Source organism: Scytonema hankhaensis NUACC26 (assembly GCF_045865695.1).
Lineage (GTDB): Bacteria > Cyanobacteriota > Cyanobacteriia > Cyanobacteriales > Nostocaceae > Scytonema.
In genome coordinates, this window is the sequence record NZ_BAACAP010000137.1 from 16,295 (window position 1) to 32,387 (window position 16,093).

20 protein-coding genes are annotated in these 16,093 nt (G+C 42.8%); 6 read left to right on the top strand and 14 right to left on the bottom strand.

Annotated elements, in window-relative coordinates:
* Positions 1-60: 60 nt before the first annotated feature.
* The 10 genes from ACKTT2_RS08615 to ACKTT2_RS08660 form a co-directional block, all read right to left on the bottom strand.
* Positions 61-411, bottom strand: coding sequence for a hypothetical protein (locus tag ACKTT2_RS08615; protein WP_407885689.1), 351 nt, complete (start codon positions 409-411; stop codon positions 61-63).
* 82 nt (positions 412-493) lie between these two features.
* Complete coding sequence (locus ACKTT2_RS08620) at positions 494-1,315, bottom strand: nucleotide-binding protein (protein WP_407885691.1); 822 nt, start codon at positions 1,313-1,315, stop codon at positions 494-496.
* A gap of 22 nt (positions 1,316-1,337) precedes the next feature.
* The gene (locus ACKTT2_RS08625; RefSeq protein WP_407885693.1) at positions 1,338-1,940 is read right to left on the bottom strand and encodes a cytochrome c oxidase subunit 3; all 603 of its coding nucleotides are present in this window, start codon (positions 1,938-1,940) and stop codon (positions 1,338-1,340) included.
* Between the two features lie 101 nt (positions 1,941-2,041).
* Positions 2,042-3,691 carry a cytochrome c oxidase subunit I gene (gene ctaD / locus ACKTT2_RS08630; RefSeq protein WP_407885732.1) on the bottom strand — a complete coding sequence of 550 codons (1,650 nt, stop codon included), beginning with the start codon at positions 3,689-3,691 and terminating at the stop codon, positions 2,042-2,044.
* 38 nt (positions 3,692-3,729) lie between these two features.
* Complete coding sequence (locus tag ACKTT2_RS08635; protein ID WP_407885734.1) at positions 3,730-4,698, bottom strand: cytochrome c oxidase subunit II; 969 nt, start codon at positions 4,696-4,698, stop codon at positions 3,730-3,732.
* A 119-nt stretch (positions 4,699-4,817) separates the two neighbouring features.
* A complete protein-coding gene (locus ACKTT2_RS08640) occupies positions 4,818-5,423 on the bottom strand; it encodes a DUF2231 domain-containing protein (protein ID WP_407885695.1) in 606 nt (201 codons plus the stop codon).
* Complete coding sequence (locus tag ACKTT2_RS08645; protein ID WP_407885697.1) at positions 5,420-5,920, bottom strand: DUF2231 domain-containing protein; 501 nt, start codon at positions 5,918-5,920, stop codon at positions 5,420-5,422. The genes ACKTT2_RS08640 and ACKTT2_RS08645 overlap by 4 nt, the downstream gene beginning before the upstream one ends.
* A gap of 533 nt (positions 5,921-6,453) precedes the next feature.
* Positions 6,454-7,209 carry an SDR family oxidoreductase gene (locus ACKTT2_RS08650; protein ID WP_407885699.1) on the bottom strand — a complete coding sequence of 252 codons (756 nt, stop codon included), beginning with the start codon at positions 7,207-7,209 and terminating at the stop codon, positions 6,454-6,456.
* A 44-nt stretch (positions 7,210-7,253) separates the two neighbouring features.
* Positions 7,254-8,150, bottom strand: a complete 897-nt coding sequence (locus tag ACKTT2_RS08655) for an SDR family NAD(P)-dependent oxidoreductase (RefSeq protein WP_407885701.1) — start codon at positions 8,148-8,150, stop codon at positions 7,254-7,256.
* A gap of 46 nt (positions 8,151-8,196) precedes the next feature.
* A complete protein-coding gene (locus ACKTT2_RS08660) occupies positions 8,197-9,171 on the bottom strand; it encodes a helix-turn-helix transcriptional regulator (RefSeq protein ID WP_407885703.1) in 975 nt (324 codons plus the stop codon).
* A gap of 225 nt (positions 9,172-9,396) precedes the next feature.
* Between ACKTT2_RS08660 and ACKTT2_RS08665 the strand changes: the two genes are divergently transcribed.
* Genes ACKTT2_RS08665 through nifV form a run of 4 tightly spaced genes read left to right on the top strand, consistent with a single transcriptional unit; the run spans position 9,397 to position 12,282 of the window.
* The gene (locus tag ACKTT2_RS08665) at positions 9,397-9,708 is read left to right on the top strand and encodes a hypothetical protein (protein ID WP_407885705.1); all 312 of its coding nucleotides are present in this window, start codon (positions 9,397-9,399) and stop codon (positions 9,706-9,708) included.
* A gap of 1 nt (position 9,709) precedes the next feature.
* Positions 9,710-9,883 carry a hypothetical protein gene (locus ACKTT2_RS08670; RefSeq protein WP_407885707.1) on the top strand — a complete coding sequence of 58 codons (174 nt, stop codon included), beginning with the start codon at positions 9,710-9,712 and terminating at the stop codon, positions 9,881-9,883.
* A 13-nt stretch (positions 9,884-9,896) separates the two neighbouring features.
* A complete protein-coding gene (locus ACKTT2_RS08675; RefSeq protein ID WP_407885709.1) occupies positions 9,897-11,141 on the top strand; it encodes an XRE family transcriptional regulator in 1,245 nt (414 codons plus the stop codon).
* Between the two features lie 22 nt (positions 11,142-11,163).
* The gene (gene nifV, locus ACKTT2_RS08680; protein ID WP_407885711.1) at positions 11,164-12,282 is read left to right on the top strand and encodes a homocitrate synthase; all 1,119 of its coding nucleotides are present in this window, start codon (positions 11,164-11,166) and stop codon (positions 12,280-12,282) included.
* Between the two features lie 139 nt (positions 12,283-12,421).
* Here the strand turns inward: nifV and ACKTT2_RS08685 are convergent, their stop codons facing one another.
* The 3 genes from ACKTT2_RS08685 to ACKTT2_RS08695 all read right to left on the bottom strand — a co-directional run bounded on the left by ACKTT2_RS08685 (position 12,422) and on the right by ACKTT2_RS08695 (position 14,661).
* A complete protein-coding gene (locus ACKTT2_RS08685) occupies positions 12,422-13,642 on the bottom strand; it encodes an acyl-CoA dehydrogenase family protein (RefSeq protein ID WP_407885714.1) in 1,221 nt (406 codons plus the stop codon).
* 242 nt (positions 13,643-13,884) lie between these two features.
* Positions 13,885-14,262 carry a hypothetical protein gene (locus ACKTT2_RS08690; RefSeq protein ID WP_407885716.1) on the bottom strand — a complete coding sequence of 126 codons (378 nt, stop codon included), beginning with the start codon at positions 14,260-14,262 and terminating at the stop codon, positions 13,885-13,887.
* A gap of 21 nt (positions 14,263-14,283) precedes the next feature.
* Positions 14,284-14,661: a hypothetical protein gene (locus ACKTT2_RS08695; RefSeq protein WP_407885718.1), complete on the bottom strand. Its 378-nt coding sequence runs from the start codon at positions 14,659-14,661 to the stop codon at positions 14,284-14,286.
* A 155-nt stretch (positions 14,662-14,816) separates the two neighbouring features.
* Between ACKTT2_RS08695 and ACKTT2_RS08700 the strand changes: the two genes are divergently transcribed.
* Both ACKTT2_RS08700 and ACKTT2_RS08705 read left to right on the top strand, forming a co-directional pair.
* Positions 14,817-14,954, top strand: coding sequence for a hypothetical protein (locus ACKTT2_RS08700; RefSeq protein WP_407885720.1), 138 nt, complete (start codon positions 14,817-14,819; stop codon positions 14,952-14,954).
* Positions 14,955-14,960: 6 nt separating this feature from the next.
* Complete coding sequence (locus tag ACKTT2_RS08705; RefSeq protein ID WP_407885722.1) at positions 14,961-15,272, top strand: hypothetical protein; 312 nt, start codon at positions 14,961-14,963, stop codon at positions 15,270-15,272.
* Between the two features lie 415 nt (positions 15,273-15,687).
* On the opposite strand, the gene ACKTT2_RS08710 is transcribed toward ACKTT2_RS08705, so the two are convergent.
* Positions 15,688-16,093 (bottom strand): NAD/NADP octopine/nopaline dehydrogenase family protein (locus ACKTT2_RS08710; protein WP_407885724.1); only part of this gene is annotated, 406 nt, incomplete at its 5' end.

Consider the following 16,093-nt stretch of genomic DNA (forward strand, 5'->3'; position numbering starts at 1 on the left):
TGCTTGGATTTTTCTTTGGTTTGAGAATTGAACCTGAAAATGCTTGTTAGTTGGTAAATTCTACCGTTGTAGATGCAATGTTGTTACCCACTGGAGTTCTAACCACAGCAAGGGATCTTTTTGCTTTAATGTTGATGCGGGATCGCGAATGATGCGTGTGGCGTTCATGCAAATAGCTTCTGGAATGCCTAGATCGTTAGCAACGCCTTTAAAAATACCTTTGTAAGCATTAATTGCGGTAAACAGATAGTTGGGGGAATAGACAACAAAATGCTGATAAAGTTTTGGAGGCTTTCCCCAGTAAGAATTTACGAGTTCGACATGGCAGTACTCGAACATCTCAATAAGTTCGGGACAGCGTTCCTCAGCAACGGTCGTAAATTTTTGGACTAAAATCTCTTCGGTCAACATAATAAGCGATCTTCCTTCAATAAGGTAAACAAGTTTTGGCGAGTTCAGAATGTCGGTTTTTGAAATGATGGTAAAGCTACACTTAGTCAAGCAACCCAAACTTTACCAAAAATTTCTCTAGCTGTTCGTTAGACATAGGTTTCGGAATTACAAAATTTGTATTCTGGTCGATCGCCATTGCTAAATTGCGGTAATGCTGTGCCTGTTGACACTCAGGAGCATATTCAATGACAGTCTTGCTGTAGAACTCTGCTTGTTGTACCATGTTATTCCTCGGCATGGAGTAAATTATTTGAGTGTCCAACTGCTCCGCCAGAGCCTCAATCGGATTGTCTTCGCGATCGACACTGCGAGAGTTGCAGATCAATCCTCCCAGACGTACACCACCGCTCGCAGCATATTTCTGAATGCTTCGGCAGATGTTGTTAGCCGCATACATTGCCATGATTTCCTCAGAAATAATGATGTAAATTTCTTGAGCTTTGCGTTCGCGAATAGGCATGACAAATCCAGCACACACCACGTTACCTAGACCATCATAAAAAGTATAATCAAGTCGCACTTCTTCATCGTAAGCCCCAAGTTGTTCTAGCAACCCAATTGATGTCAAAATACCCCGACCCGTACATCCCACACCAGGTTCTGGTCCGCCTGATTCCACACAAAGCGTCTTCCCCCATCCTTCCTTGCGAAAATCTTCTAGATTTACATCCTCTTCTTTACGTAGCGTGTCGAGTACAATCTTCTGGTGCAATCGCCCCAAGAGGAGCCTGGTAGAGTCTGCTTTCGAGTCACATCCCACAACCATCACCTTACGACCCATATCGACCAGTCCAGCCACTATATTTTGAGTGGTTATTGACTTACCAATTCCCCCTTTTCCGTAAATCGCAATCTTCCGCATAAAAACCTCAGACAGGGGAGTGTCAATGCCAAATGTAAATCAGGACAAACAAAACAATCCAAATGACATCAACAAAGTGCCAGAATAAAGAAGTGGCATTTACACCAAAATGACCTGTGTTGTAGTTACCAGGAATGAAAGAGCGACCCAAAACAACGATCTGTAACAAAATGCCAGTCAGAACGTGCAAACCGTGGAAGCCTGTCAGTAAATAAAACATACCCCCAAAGACTCCTGTGGTAAAACCAAAGGAAAGGTGGCTCCATTCGATCGCTTGTCCTACAAGAAAGTAAGTTCCCATTGCGATCGTGAGTGTGAGAAACTGACGAAATTTCATTAAGTCGTGGCGTGCAAGAGCGCGTTCTGCCAAGTAAATGACAAAGCTACTAGAAACCAAAACCACCGTGTTAATAGCAGGAGATCTAATTTCTAGTACTGAAACACTAGAAGGTAACCACTCAGGAGTCGTTGTTTTATAGACAATATACGCTGTAAAAAAACCGAGGAAAATGAAAGTTTCTGAAAGCAAGAACACAATGAAGCCGAACATCTTGCTGCCTTCTTCGTCATGAGTATGCTCATGTCGGGAATGCTGTAACTCTTCTGAAATTATGGAACTATCCATGTGATTAATTCTCCTTTAAATGTTATTGGTTAGTAGTTAGTTGTTAGTAGTTAGTTGTTTTTTCTACTAACCAATAACCACTAACCAATAACCACTAACCACTAACGATTAGCAACTAATGGTTCAGATTTCCCGTAGCCGTAAGGCTCACCTACAACAACTGGAGTTTCCTCAAAGTTCTCTACAGGAGGTGGTGAAGAAACTAACCACTCCAATCCAATTGCTCGCCAAGGATTTTTCAGTGCTTGCTGGTCATGCATCCAAGAACCAATTATATTAAGAACAAAAGGCAAAGTAGATGCACCTAACAAAAATGCTCCAACACTGGCAACAATGTTCCAGAATTCATACTCTGGGGGGTAAGAAGAAACTCGACGCAACATTCCTTGCAACCCTAGTGGATGCATTGGGAAGAAGTTGAGGTTAATACCAATAAACGCCAGCCAAAAATGCAACTTACCCAAGCTTTCGTAGTACATGCGTCCGGTCATCTTAGGGAACCAGAAGTAAATAGCAGCAAACATCCCCATTGTTACTGTGCCATATAAAACATAGTGAAAATGACCCACTACGTAGTAAGTATTATTGACATGGACATCAACAGGAACAGAAGAGAGGGTAATGCCAGTGATACCTGCAAACACAAACAGTATTAATGCACCCAGTGCAAACAGCATTGGTGTATCAAATCGCAATTTACCTCCCCAAATCGTTGCCGTCCAGGCAAACACCTTAATGCCAGTCGGTACAGAAACGAACATTGTTGTCAGCATGAAAAACATCCGCATCCAACCTGGAGTACCGCTGACATATAAATGGTGTACCCAAACTATACCGCTAACTCCAGCGATTAAGAGTGATGAAATGGCGACAATTCTATAACCAAACAGAGGTTTGCGAGCAAAAACTGGGAAAATTTCTGACAAGACTCCGAACACTGGCAGAATAATTACATAAACTGCAGGGTGAGAGTAAAACCAGAAAAAGTGCTGGAACAAAACTGGGTCGCCTCCTTTAGCGGCGTTAAAAAAGCTAGTTCCAACTGTTAAGTCGAGTAAAAGCATGACTGCACCTGCTGTTAATACTGGCAGTCCAAATAGTTGAATAATCTGGGCACTCAACACGTTCCAAACAAAAATAGGCATGCGGAAGAACGTCATTCCTGGTGCTCGCATTTTGACAATTGTAGTGACAAAATTAACCGCCCCCATAATTGAAGAAACACCTGACACCGCCACTGCTAGAAGCCAAATCACTTCACCATTAATTAAATTTCCTGTGGGATTTTGCAAGCTAACGGGAGGATATGACCACCAACCTGCCTGTGCTGGACCTCCTGGTATAAAGAAACTAATCATCAGCAGAATAGCAGCGATTGGTATCATCCAGAAAGCAACAGCGTTAAGTCTGGGAAATGCCATATCTCTCGCCCCAATCATGAGAGGTACGAGATAGTTAGCAAAACCTGTAAGTATAGGGAATGTCCATCCGAACAGCATTACAGTACCGTGCATGGTGAACATGGCGTTATAGAAACTGCGGTCAACAAGATCTGATTCTGGGGTAATTAATTCCCCACGAATAATCATTGCAAATATGCCACCTACTAAAAAGAGAATGAAGGCAGTAACAATATACTGAATACCTATGACTTTGTGATCTGTACTGAAGCTAAAGTATCGCTTCCAATCTATTGGAGGTTCGTGTTGAGGTACGCGCTCTGTAATGTCTTCAACGGAAATATTTGTCATTTGTCCTTTGTCCTTGGTCACTGGTCATTGGTCACTGGTCACTGGTTACTGTAATTCACGACAGGGGGTTGTGCAGGTGCAATTGTAGTCCAGCTTTTGATTAACGCTTTTGATTCTCGGACATACTCGGAAGCTGCTTGATTGCTTGCAGTGCATGGTTTACGGTTTGCTGCTTCCACAAGCCATTTTTTATACTCTTCAGAAGATTCAACAACGACATTTGCTTGCATGGTTGCAAAATAAGTACCACTAAATTCAGAATCGGTCAATCGATATTTGCCAATGCGGATAGGGGTGAATTCAAAGTCAATTTTGCGGTTGGGAATAATGTCTTGCTTGACTCGGAAAGCAGGAATATAAAATCCATGCACAACATCTTCCGACTGCATCGCTAAACGGATGCGATGATTAATGGGTAAATGCAGTTCGGTACTGGTAACTCCTGTTTCTGGGTATCGAAAAACCCAAGCCCATTGTTTGGCATCAACTTCAATGTCTTCAACAGGTATTATATTTGATGAGGCTTCAGAGGAGATAGAGAAATTCCCCGTATCTCCGCGTTCTTGCTTCAGAGCGTCCTTGTTCATTGGCGCAGCGTATGCGGCTTCCATTCCCATTGGTACGTGCAAGTGTATAGCTGAGCCATGTCCTTGAATCCCCATTTGCTCGTAGATTTGGTAGCTATAGCCTGCAATCCAAAATACTAGCAAGACAGGGATTGCAGTCCAAACAATTTCCAGTGTTAAATTTCCTTCAACAGGGGGACCATCGCTGGTATCATATTCCTCTGCTCGATGGAAAATTATTGAGTACATGAGTGTTCCGGTAACTCCAAGGAAGATGAATGCTCCTAGGGTTACTAAGAAACTAAACAAGCGATCGACGAGTTGCGATTCTGCTGCGGCTTGAGGGGGTAGCCAGGAATAGGCTCGATCGCCTATCCACATACTAATAGCAGTTAAGGAGAGAGCACAAGGACTCAGAAGCAAAATGTTTCGGATTTTCATAGTGGCAAAAGTCATTAGTCATTGGTCATTGGTCATTAGTCATTGGTCATTAGTCATTGGTTATTGGCTGTCTCTATTAAACAAATGACAAAGGACAAAGAACAAATGACTAACATCGTTTACTTCAGTAGTAAGTTAAAATCTTTACCCGATCGCAATAACATATCAGCAGTATTATGAACTCCAAACTCAGCAGCTAGGTGCGCTCCAAGCGTACCGTGGACGTACATGAGGAGCATGATGAATAGCCCAGAAAGTAAATAGGTCAACTGCACTTGTTGACTGTTATCTTCATGCCAAACAAAGCGCTGAAATCCTCTCCAAATAGTCATTCCAACAATCAGTGCTAGAAGAAAAACACCACCCACACCGTGCCAGAGCATTGTCTCCACCGCTTGTAATCCCCAGGCACTCTTTACCTCGGTAGAGGGTTCTGCCAACATCATTTCGTAAAAACCTACTGCTACTGTAAAAAATGTGATAATGGCTGAAGCTAGCATATTATACCAACCAACATCAAAAAAGTTGGAAGGCGTGGTAGGAATTGCTAAAAACTTAAAGAGTGGTCTTTGTATCGGTAACAGTACACCAATGAAATCAAAGGCAATGCTAAGGATAAATAAACCCAAAGTGAGATGGACTAGATTTGGGTGAATGGGTATGCCATAGGGTAACCCATTTGCTCCCAGCTGAGTTTTCAATTGGTCAATAACTTCAGGATTCATTGCAGCAAGCCCTCCTTTACCGCTTCAACAACTGGCACAGTATGTAACCCATATACCCACACCAGTTCATCTCCGAAATACACTTGTATACCAACCAAAACAGTTAAAAGCAAACCCGCCGCTAGATAATAAATTGATATCTTTTGTGGAGTGCGGGAACGAATTACAAAACGCCAAGCTGTAATGGCTGCAAGAATTCCTGAAAGTGACCAGCCAAGGAATGTATGTAAAGTAAGTACCGGTTCAACTGCATTATAAGGTTCTGCCAAACCTGCTTCAAATTGACCAAAAATGATGGCAACAAAGATAGAGATTGTAGCGAAAAACATATTCCACCAACCTACCTCAAAAAGACGGTGGTTACGGGTAAAGTATCCAATGACATCACACAAGAAGGCAAATAATACCGTCGCGATCGCAAAATGAACAACGATGGGATGAATTGTATCGGGATACGGTAAATTATGGTTATTTAGAGACGGAAAATTCTCGAGCATGGTTTGTACCTAATCTACTAGTTAGTAGTTAGTGGTTAGTTGTTAGTGGTTAACAACCAACAACTAACTAATAACTACTAACAATCTTTTGACTTCTATAAAGACTCAGGTTGGACTTAATATCTGTCTACATAACAGCAGCTATCTTCATTCTGGAGAACCATTTCTATAGAAGAGCTTCATTAATAACGAGAAGCTCGCTGAAATGAATATAGAATTGCAGCAATTATCGTTATGCTTTTTCAACAGATATTTGGATTTATTTTCCATATATAAAGAATATCATACATCTTGCCAATTTACTTGCGATTGTCAATTTTTTTGCAAAGAGTATTCGTAGTTACATTTAATTAAAAGCTATAGAATGCTCAATCAACAATTGCGTTTTTCTTCTATTGTTTCAAGGTTAACAGTTCTAATGCATTCATCTTAACTTATAACAACACTGTGGAGGTTTCCCTCCGTTATAACGACTACCGTATAAAGAAGAGAAGAAGATTGGTAATCTTATAGCACCGGAGGGAGTAGGAATATTACATTGCAACAGTCCGTGTCAGACCACCATCAATTAAAATGTCTTCGCCTACAATATAGCTGGCTTCTTCAGAAAGAAGAAATGCCACTAGGCTTGCAACTTCTTCTGGATTACCAAGGCGACCTAACGGAATCTGCTCTTCCCAAAACTTTGTTTCTTCATCACTCATGCCAATTTTCTCCATAATAGGTGTTGCAATTATTCCAGGGCTAATTGAGTTAATTCGGATGCCTTTACGTCCAAACTCTGCGGTAAGTGTTTTAACAAAGGATTGAACGGCTGCTTTTGTTGCAGAATACAGTGCTCCATTAGGCAATCCCCGATGAGCAACCCAAGAGGCATTGATGACGATCGCAGCAGGGTTCTGCAAAAGCTCTAGTCCTTTCTGAATAGTGTAAAAGACACCTTTGACATTGGCTCCAAAAATTGAGTCAAAGTCTTCTTCATTGCTCTCAACGCTACTCTCAAACTTGCCAAAGCCTGCATTGGCAAAAATGCCGTTTAGGGTTGAGAATTCTGCTCGAATCGTTTTCATTAAGTTATCAAGAGCATTGAGGTCTGAAACATCAGCAGCGAGCGCACGTGCATATTCAGAACGTTCGAAACGTGCGATCGCTTCATCAAGGCTCTGCTGCTTGCGTCCTGTGATGATAACACGACCACCCTCGTTCAAAATTCGACGAGCCGTTGCTTCTCCCATACCGCTACTGCCGCCAGTAATAAGGATTGTTTTACCTTCAAATCGTTGAGTCATACTTTCGCGTTCCTATAGTTCAGCTTCTATCAACAGAGCGCTCGTTAAAACCCTGCTAGTAAGCCACCATCAATAAAGTGGGAAGATCCTGTAATATAAGATGCTTCGTCAGAACTGAGCAGCATCACAGCCCTTGCCACAGCAGATGAAGTGGCAATTCGCTTTAACCCGCCGATGTTTTCTGAAATTTGAGCAAGCCCCTCCGGAGTTTTCGCCTGCTCACTATATCGTCGAAACAGTGGAGTATCAATAATGCCTGGTGCGATCGCAATCACTCGAATACCAGAGGTGCCATACTCAAGGGCTGCCGAGCGAGTCAGGCTCATAATGCCAGCTTTAGTCGCTGCATAAGGCGATCCACCAGGACGAGTCGCAAATCCCTGTACAGATGAGTTGTTAATGATGATACCACTTTTTTGCTTAAGCATCTGTGGAATCTCATACTTCATTGAGAGCCAAACCCCTTTTAGGTTTGTGTCAACAACTCGATCCCACTCTTCCTCAGAAGTTTCATGTACTTTGCCCTGGGTAGAGACTCCTGCATTGTTAAATGCAATGTCGATGCGACCATAGGTATCGATTGTCTTCTGCACAAACGTCTGTACATCATTAGGTTTCAGCACATCCGCACGAATGTAAAGTGCATGACCGCCTTTTGCACGGACACTCGCCCGAATTTCCTCACCTAGTTGTTCGCGTCGTCCGCAGAAAGTCACCTTTGCTCCCTCAGCAGCAAACGCCTCAACTGTTGCCCGACCGATGCCGCTAGTACCACCTGTAACTAACACGACCTTATTGCTGAATCGACCTGCACTGTGCGAAGTTGTAGTAGAAGTTGCTGGTTGAGCGTTTGTTTGCGTTGCTGCCATTGTGCTTGCTGTCAAACCTGTTAAGGTAACCGCACCACCAACGATCGCTCTACGTCGAGTTTGGAATTTCATCAATTGTCTGCCTACAGAAACCTTTATATAGGTTACTGAGCTATACTCAAGGTTGTCTTGATGAAATCTTGCTTATGCCGATCGAAAGTTGCGCTCGTTCGCTAAAATCTTTCTTTTGATAGAGTTCCAGCCTTTGTCGAAATACTTGAGGCGTAACACCTGTATACTTACGAAAGAAGGCAGTGAATTGACTGTGGCTCGCAAATCCTAAACATTCACTTACGGCTCCAATCGTTAGTTCTGGTTTAGCGAGAAACCGTTTTGCCACCTCAATTCGACGGTGAATAATATACTGATGGGGTGTCAACCCAACTAACTGTTTGAACTGACGACAGAAATGATACTTGCTTAAACCAGATAAGCTTGCTAACTCGCTCAATCCAATATCTTCACAAATACGATCTTCAATAAAGTTATACAGTTGTTTCAGTTTTGTTTCTGTTAAAGTAGCGTGTGATACTGCATTTTTAGGAACAGCGTTACCATACTTCAGAAGTAGGTGCATTGCTAGTACAGTTGCAACTTCTTCTACAAAAACACGAGGAAGTTGTCCTTCACCATACGCAGCTAACTCAAGACGAGAACCAAGCTCCCAGCATAAGCTATCCTGCTCTGCAATCATTGGACGAAACGTAACAACAGAGAGATCTCGCTTAAACAAATCTGTTGCACAAGTTTGAACAAACGCAGGATTGAGTGCAATAACTGTGAACGCTGTCTCACCATCCCAAGTTGAAGAATGTGGCATCAATGCAGGACGGAAGTGAATATGCCCTGCACCCACTTGTCGATCGCCTTGTCGTCGTCCTTCATGAGTCGAGGTCAGTTTAAAATTTCCTTTATGATTGAGTGTAAGGTGGTGCTCGAGCCGAATAATTTCTGACGTTTCTCCAGCAGCAACCTCAAAACGTTGTACAAATCCAATCCCTTCTACAAGTTTCGTTGGACTAGACGATCCATTAACAAGGGTATTTAGGGCAGCAATTGAACCATCTGTACGCCTGATTTGAATATTAGTCATGTTTCATCTAGCTAGCAATTATAGACCTTGTTCGTACCGTAATCTCTCACGCTCACTACTAAATTATACAAGTTTTGATAAAGTTGTCATGGCTTATCCAAGCTTTATTCTCTAACATATAATACCTGTGCGTTCGCCCTTTAGAAATTTCCAATAAAGATGTAAGGGCGCAAGGCATTGCGCCTTTACCAAGACTTTCAGGTCATGCATAATTAATTTCTGGAGATGTCTTTTGGACAGATCCTTTTAGGAGCATCGCCTACGGCACGGCTTTGCCCATTGCAATTAAGCTCAAACACCTCGTGGCAAAACAAGGGTAGGCTTAAAATCTTTAATCATTCTAATATAAATCCAAAAATTTTTGTAGTTAAAAATACACTATTGGCAAAAAATACAAGGAGAAAAAATTTTTCTTTTAGCAATTATTTTGGCGATATGTATGATAAACTTGCTATAGGAGGAGAAAAGCAGTCATACACCAGTAATCGATCGGAAATACTTGCTGCAAGAACAAAAATATTGCAGGTGTTTCAGTAATATGTATGCAATATTACAAAAGCTTTCTTCTGGTCTTCCAGGAGAAAAGGTACACACTAGAAAACCTTACTACTACCTTGTCAAAGTAATTGTGTCCGCTGCGGCTTTTCGTAACGGAGAGGTACAGTCCTATGAAGCCGGATATGAATATCTGCAACAACCTGAAGTCAATTAGGAATCGCTTGGGCATGAGTCAGCAAGATTTGGCTAATATAGCAGGTGTTACCCGTCAGAGTATTGGTGGTGTAGAATCGGGACAATATGCTCCTTCTGTTACCATTTGCCTGCGTTTGGCCAAAGCGCTTGGTTGCCAAATTGAGGACTTGTTCTGGTTAGAGGAGGATTTACCCAAAGTTGAGGCAATTCTTGCCAAACCAATCTCTCAGGGACGACAATCGCGAGTTAGCTTAGCGCGGGTTGGGGATCGATGGATAGCTTATCCCCTCGTTGGGAACAATGCTTTTCGCATCGAAATGATTCCAGCTGATGGTGAGGCAGTTGCGGTGAGCCACGCCGTTGCGGAGAGCAGAGCCGTGCGGGGGTTCCCAGAGTTGAGGCGACTGCGGAGGGTTCCCCCCGTTGTAGGAAGTGGCGAACCCGTAAGGGTGGACAGGTTCCCCGGCATAAGCAAACTGCCGCTCTCCGAAATAAACCGGGCGATTGAAACACAAAGTCAGACAAGTACAAACAAAGTTCTGGTGAGGCTTCTGGATGATATAAATAAACTGCACAATACAGTCGCGATCGCTGGTTGTACACCCGTGCTTTCTCTTTTGGCAAGAGCAACTGAACGTTATCATCCGCAACTGCGAGTTCATTATCATTTCGCTCACAGCATGGCAGCATTGCACAGTCTGTGTCGTGGTGAAGTACACATCGCCGGAATGCACTTATACGATCCCCAAACTGGAGAACATAACATTCCTTTTGTGCGGGAAGCTCTAGTAGGTAAGAATGCTATCTTGATTACCCTTGGGGTTTGGTCTGAAGGACTCTTAGTCCAACCAGGAAACCCAATGGGGATCAAAACAGTTACCGACTTAGTAGAATTTGGAGCAATTATTGTCACTCATGATGAGAGTTTTAGCAGTCGGATGCTTTTAGAACGAAAACTCCAAGAGGAACGAGTCCCGTTTCAAGTTCTGAAAAGATTCCATCGTATTGTCCACCATCATCAAGATGTTGCTTTATCTGTAGTCTCAGGAATTGCCGATGCAGGGATCGGTACGGCATCTATAGCTAATGCCTTTGGATTGGGATTTGTCCCATTGCATCAATCGCGATACGACTTGGTGATTCTCAAGGAATACTTGGAAGAATTACCAGTACAGCAGTTTCTCAGCATCTTAGAACATCGGCTAGTCCGATCGCAATTAGAGGTTCTCGGTGGCTATGACACCAGCAAAATTGGAGAAATTGTCGCAAATATTTAGAGTCATGGAGCGGAAATTTACTATGAACAACCATACCATTCAGATTAACGATACGACTTTGCGAGATGGCGAACAGGCAGCGGGTATAGCTTTTAACGTTGAGGAAAAAATTGCGATCGCAACTCTTCTGGATTCTATTGGCGTTCAAGAACTGGAAGTTGGCATTCCAGCTATGGGGCTTGAAGAAGCAGAATCAATCCGAACCATTGCTAGTCTCGGATTAAACACCAAACTACTTGGTTGGAACCGTGCTAACTTGTCGGATCTTCAAGCATCAATCGATTGTGGATTGCAGAGGGTGCATATTTCCGTTCCCGTCTCAGAAATCCAAATTGCTGCTAAATTTGGAGGTCAGTGGCAACTGATGCAAGATCGCTTGCGGGATGCGATAAATTTTGCCTGCGATCGCGGTTTATCTGTATCTGTTGGTGGAGAAGATTCTTCCAGAGCCGATGAATTTTTTCTGCTAGATGTGGCACAATCTGCTCAAGAGTGGGGAGCCTTTCGGTTTCGTTTCTGTGATACAGTAGGAATTCTCGATCCTGTCACCACTTACAATAAAGTGCGCCAGCTTGTCTCTCATTTGTCGATTCCAATTGAAATGCATATGCACAATGATTTCGGACTGGCAACTGCAAACACGCTAGCTGGTATTAAAGCAGGAGCGCTATCGGTCAACACTACAGTCAATGGAATGGGAGAACGAGCAGGCAATGCAGCGCTAGAAGAAATCGTCATGGGACTTAAATGCATTTATGGCGTTCAGTTAGGTATTGATACGAAACGGTTGCTGGAATTGTCACGATTAGTTGCCAAAGCTACCAACTGGCCAGTCCCTCCCTGGAAGGCAATTGTGGGTGAAAATACCTTCGCACACGAAGCAGGTATTCATGCTCATGGCGTACTGCAAAACCCAGTTACCTACGAACCATTCGCACCGGAAGATGTTGGTTGGGAACGTCGTTTAGTTGTAGGGAAACATTCCGGTCGGCATTTGCTGCTCAGTGTACTGCAACAACACGGAATCAATCTTAGTGGCATAGAAGTTCAATCGTTACTGGATGCTGTACGGCATAAGTCTGTACAAACCAAACGCAGTCTTACTGTTGAAGAACTTCTGAGTTTAGTTCCTCAAGGATAAACAAAAAATTTTGTATATTTTGTGACTTTGTTAATGCGTAAATCCTATATACTTAATATTTTTGACAAACGAATCGCACAACCAATCTTTTTTTAACCAAAGTTACCTTATTTTTCAAGTCTTTTTTGAGATAAATCTGCTACTCCGTAGGGCTTTCTTGAGGAGTTGGATAGGTGTTGAAATATGCACGATCAAAGGATTGCCCCAGAATCTCCCGACCAATTGAGGACAAAAGGCGATCGCTATTATCATGCAGGACATAAAAGGACAAGTCTCGGAATATTCGCTCTAGAGGACTTGGTTGAATTAAAGAGCGAGCCCCAGAAGCTTGTATGCAGTGGTTCACCGTTTCCAAAGCTAATTGCTCAGTGATGTAACGGGCGCGATTGCCTGCTTGTTTTGCCTCTAAGACTTGGCCTGTTTCCCAAAGAGTAGCTACCTGCCACAGCCAGAAGTGCATACTATCTATATTAATTGCTGCCTTAGCAATTCGGTGTTGTACGTAAGGGTCGTGTCCTTTTTCCTGTTTGTTGATATATGCTAAAGTATAGTCATAAGCTCCTTCAGCAGCTCCTAGAAAAGCAGCGCCATATTGAGGTGTAAACCGCGTCTGCCACTCCTGTTGGATGTACTGCCCTGGATAGCCAATCAAGTTTTCTTTAGGGATGAAAGTACGTTCAAAGCGAACTAAGTAACTCACTGTACCTCTCATTCCAATTGGTTGCCACCAACTATCATCAAAGCTAATACTGGGGTCGGATAAGTTGCAGGCTAGTAACAATACTGATGTCGGTGAGCCATTGCTATGACGCGCTCCTCCAGCCTCTGCTGTGTTGACCAAGAGAATTGCCCACTGTGCTTCTGGGGCACTAGTGGCAAATACCTTTGTGCCATCAATGATGTATCCTTCATCTACCACTTGAACACTTGTGCCAAGGCTAGCTTTTTGACCTGGAATCTGAGACTGGGGTTCTCCACTCCAAGCAGCCCATTTCTCTCCACGCTGGACAATCCCCTCAAACCAGCGCTTTTTCTGAGACTCATTACCCATAGCCGCTAGTAAAACTTGGGCATTTGCGTGTCCTTCCCAGCAACGGGCTAGGGATAAATCCACTTTTGCCAGTTCCTTAGTCATCATCCACAGGGTAAAGATATCCCTATCGTGTCCTAACCCTAGACCACCGTATTCAGTTGGCACAACAGGCGCATTAAGCCCTGCTTGAAAAAGGTCTTCAAGATCTTCTCTTGGAAAGCTAGCAGTGCGATCGTAACCAGCGGCGCGAGAGGCGAACTTATCCCGTGCCAGTTGGCTAATGCGCTCAATTAGGGTTTGCTTGTCGAGAGTTAGATTGAATATCATCTAATAGAGTTTTATAGACTTGTTTTTAGCTTAATCCAAAATTCATCTCATCACTCCCGTAGAAAAGTGATGAGATGAATTTTGGGGCAACCACAAAACCATCTCCAACCAATACTTGCCACTCGGCAAGTGAGGGAGTGAGATGGTTGAGGAGTTGCCAATTTTACGCTTAATAAAGCATAGACTTATTGTACACTATGGTTTATGAGCTTTTCTAGTACAAATGCACGGGAAACTTCAGCTTAGTCCAGCAGATAGTAAAACTCCCGACACAGAAAATTGGGTTGGCTGCCATCCTTGAACTTGTGAAACGCAGCAATGACCCACAAGCCTTTGTTCATATTCGCTGCCAACAAGGATTCCACTGAATCGCGATCGAATCGCGCACAGAAAGCCTTCTCATTGATATTATCTACAAACGGTGTCACCTCAGTTTCACCCCAATCTTTGAGGGACTGAGCACCATAAGCGTGCATGATAATTTGCTCATTATCCTTGGTTAAGATAAATTTCTCGATCCATTTAGTTTTTGTATTCGAGTTTATCCAGGTTCCCAAAAAAGGCGTGAAATCAATCACGTTGTCCTGGGGTTGATCGCCGTAAATTTCGTTTCGCTCCATCTTGAAATCTTCCTCTTCTCACTAACGATGAAAAAACTCACGGGCAAAATGATCGGTTCGACCACTACCATCTACGTAGCGAGTATAGGACTGAATGACCAAGATTCCCAATTTTTGGTTTGCTACTAGATGTGTCTCAATTCCGTCTAGCTTGTAAAAAGCGTGGAATCCTCCTGCTATAAGTGAGGTTCCTACAGCATAAGGTACTGCCTCAACCTTACCCCAGTCAATTGGATTGGGTTTATTGGCTCCATAAGCCTGAAACACAAGGCGACCGTTTTCTTCAGTCAGAACCACCCGCACCAAATAATCAGTATCTGATTTAGTATTGATCCAGTTACCGACTAAAGGTGAGAGTTCTATCGGCTCCTTGATACTAGGGCGTTGGTCGGCCTGCATATAGTGTGTGTATTGAGTTGTTTGTGTCATGACCTAACTGTATAATGAATAAATTGCAGCATCTTAATAATAAACATAAACTACTTATTAGCGTAGATCTCTCTAAAATAATATTTGTTATCATTTTTACTTTTTGGGTAAGAAAGATGTGACTAATGCATAGCTCTCTTTTTGGCAAAGGTATCGATCTGTGGAAAGTTTATAATTCTAGCGAGTTAGAAGCCGACCCGTGTTTTGTGTGTTTAACTAAAGGAGTGGTTAACTTCGCACAACCAACACAACTAAAGGAGTAACCTCCAATGACTGAGTACCAAAACTTCATAGCTGTCGCTTCTAAATTGATTGAGTACGACCCTGACACTAAGTGGATATTTAGTTACATCGTTGATGGACTTACCAACCACGGATTCAGCACTAAAATGTCTGAAACTTATGCCACACTCGCCATTGGGGAAGAGTTCTTCAATCCCAGTGAAAGCGATTTTACCTCTTATATTAGTTGCTCACTGTCAGCGTTCCCACAGCTGAGTCCTGAAGGTCACGCCGCACTGTTAGAAGTCACCAGAAAATACGTTCACAATTACTATCACCCACAAGTAGATACACAATAACTGTAGTTAGTAGAAACCCGCTGTATACAACAGCGGGTTCTACATACCGGACACAATAATAATTCCATATTCGGCTGGTGCGATCGCAAAATGCTGTATTTTCATTAGTAACAAGTTAAGGCTTTTTAGCAGGTTTCAAAAGGCTTCTAGAAAACGCTTGAAAAAAATCTGTGTATACGTATCTACAGCTTATGCCTTAAGAGATTTTTTACTCAACTACCTACTTTTCAAACAACCTTTAAGCCAGTCATTTTTCACATTATTAATACTACTTAGTTTTGGCTCTTGGTGGAGTCGATGGGAGGTATTATCCTCCGCACCTCTCCATAAAAATTTAACCCTTCAACGGGATTTGATGGTAGCCAATTCTACCAATTTCTATAATACTAAGAAAACGTGAGTTCGATGAGTTGAGTTAAAGTTCTTGACCGAGCTGGTGCCGATCCAATTCCAGAAACTCAGCAGTCCATTCTAGAGGTATGTTGAGGAACTTATTTCCTATCGTGATGCAACTATCCAAAAATGGTGTTTCTACTCCAGCTAGGCGAGCTAAAACTTGTAAGGGAAAACAGCCATAAGGCAGATCCTCAACTAAATAACGGTGATGAGGGTTACACAGCGTCGTACTGGAGTAGGCTCCAACCTGTTGCATATTTTCATGAAGGGACGATCCGGTGGTTCCGTATGCAATTTGATAGTGGCTTTTGATATCAATTAAGTTGAGCACTTCTAGTGCTTCACCCACTGCTATGCGATCGCGATCCAAGTAGTCAATGAGTCCAACAGTACGGGGACTAAGGTTATGATAGGGGTTGTAATCC

What these genes read in the sequence shown, in the direction of transcription:
- ACKTT2_RS08625 (WP_407885693.1), bottom strand. Translation starts at nt 1,940, where the DNA reads ATGGATAGTTCCATAATTTCAGAAGAGTTACAGCATTCCCGACATGAG.
- ACKTT2_RS08700 (WP_407885720.1), top strand. Translation starts at nt 14,817, where the DNA reads ATGCATAGCTCTCTTTTTGGCAAAGGTATCGATCTGTGGAAAGTTTAT.
- ACKTT2_RS08645 (WP_407885697.1), bottom strand. Translation starts at nt 5,920, where the DNA reads ATGCTCGAGAATTTTCCGTCTCTAAATAACCATAATTTACCGTATCCC.
- ACKTT2_RS08660 (WP_407885703.1), bottom strand. Translation starts at nt 9,171, where the DNA reads ATGACTAATATTCAAATCAGGCGTACAGATGGTTCAATTGCTGCCCTA.
- ACKTT2_RS08690 (WP_407885716.1), bottom strand. Translation starts at nt 14,262, where the DNA reads ATGGAGCGAAACGAAATTTACGGCGATCAACCCCAGGACAACGTGATT.
- ACKTT2_RS08615 (WP_407885689.1), bottom strand. Translation starts at nt 411, where the DNA reads ATGTTGACCGAAGAGATTTTAGTCCAAAAATTTACGACCGTTGCTGAG.
- ACKTT2_RS08705 (WP_407885722.1), top strand. Translation starts at nt 14,961, where the DNA reads ATGACTGAGTACCAAAACTTCATAGCTGTCGCTTCTAAATTGATTGAG.
- ctaD (WP_407885732.1), bottom strand. Translation starts at nt 3,691, where the DNA reads ATGACAAATATTTCCGTTGAAGACATTACAGAGCGCGTACCTCAACAC.
- nifV (WP_407885711.1), top strand. Translation starts at nt 11,164, where the DNA reads ATGAACAACCATACCATTCAGATTAACGATACGACTTTGCGAGATGGC.
- ACKTT2_RS08655 (WP_407885701.1), bottom strand. Translation starts at nt 8,150, where the DNA reads ATGAAATTCCAAACTCGACGTAGAGCGATCGTTGGTGGTGCGGTTACC.
- ACKTT2_RS08685 (WP_407885714.1), bottom strand. Translation starts at nt 13,642, where the DNA reads ATGATATTCAATCTAACTCTCGACAAGCAAACCCTAATTGAGCGCATT.
- ACKTT2_RS08665 (WP_407885705.1), top strand. Translation starts at nt 9,397, where the DNA reads ATGTCTTTTGGACAGATCCTTTTAGGAGCATCGCCTACGGCACGGCTT.
- ACKTT2_RS08650 (WP_407885699.1), bottom strand. Translation starts at nt 7,209, where the DNA reads ATGACTCAACGATTTGAAGGTAAAACAATCCTTATTACTGGCGGCAGT.
- ACKTT2_RS08675 (WP_407885709.1), top strand. Translation starts at nt 9,897, where the DNA reads ATGAGTCAGCAAGATTTGGCTAATATAGCAGGTGTTACCCGTCAGAGT.
- ACKTT2_RS08640 (WP_407885695.1), bottom strand. Translation starts at nt 5,423, where the DNA reads ATGAATCCTGAAGTTATTGACCAATTGAAAACTCAGCTGGGAGCAAAT.
- ACKTT2_RS08695 (WP_407885718.1), bottom strand. Translation starts at nt 14,661, where the DNA reads ATGCAGGCCGACCAACGCCCTAGTATCAAGGAGCCGATAGAACTCTCA.
- ACKTT2_RS08670 (WP_407885707.1), top strand. Translation starts at nt 9,710, where the DNA reads ATGTATGCAATATTACAAAAGCTTTCTTCTGGTCTTCCAGGAGAAAAG.
- ACKTT2_RS08620 (WP_407885691.1), bottom strand. Translation starts at nt 1,315, where the DNA reads ATGCGGAAGATTGCGATTTACGGAAAAGGGGGAATTGGTAAGTCAATA.
- ACKTT2_RS08635 (WP_407885734.1), bottom strand. Translation starts at nt 4,698, where the DNA reads ATGAAAATCCGAAACATTTTGCTTCTGAGTCCTTGTGCTCTCTCCTTA.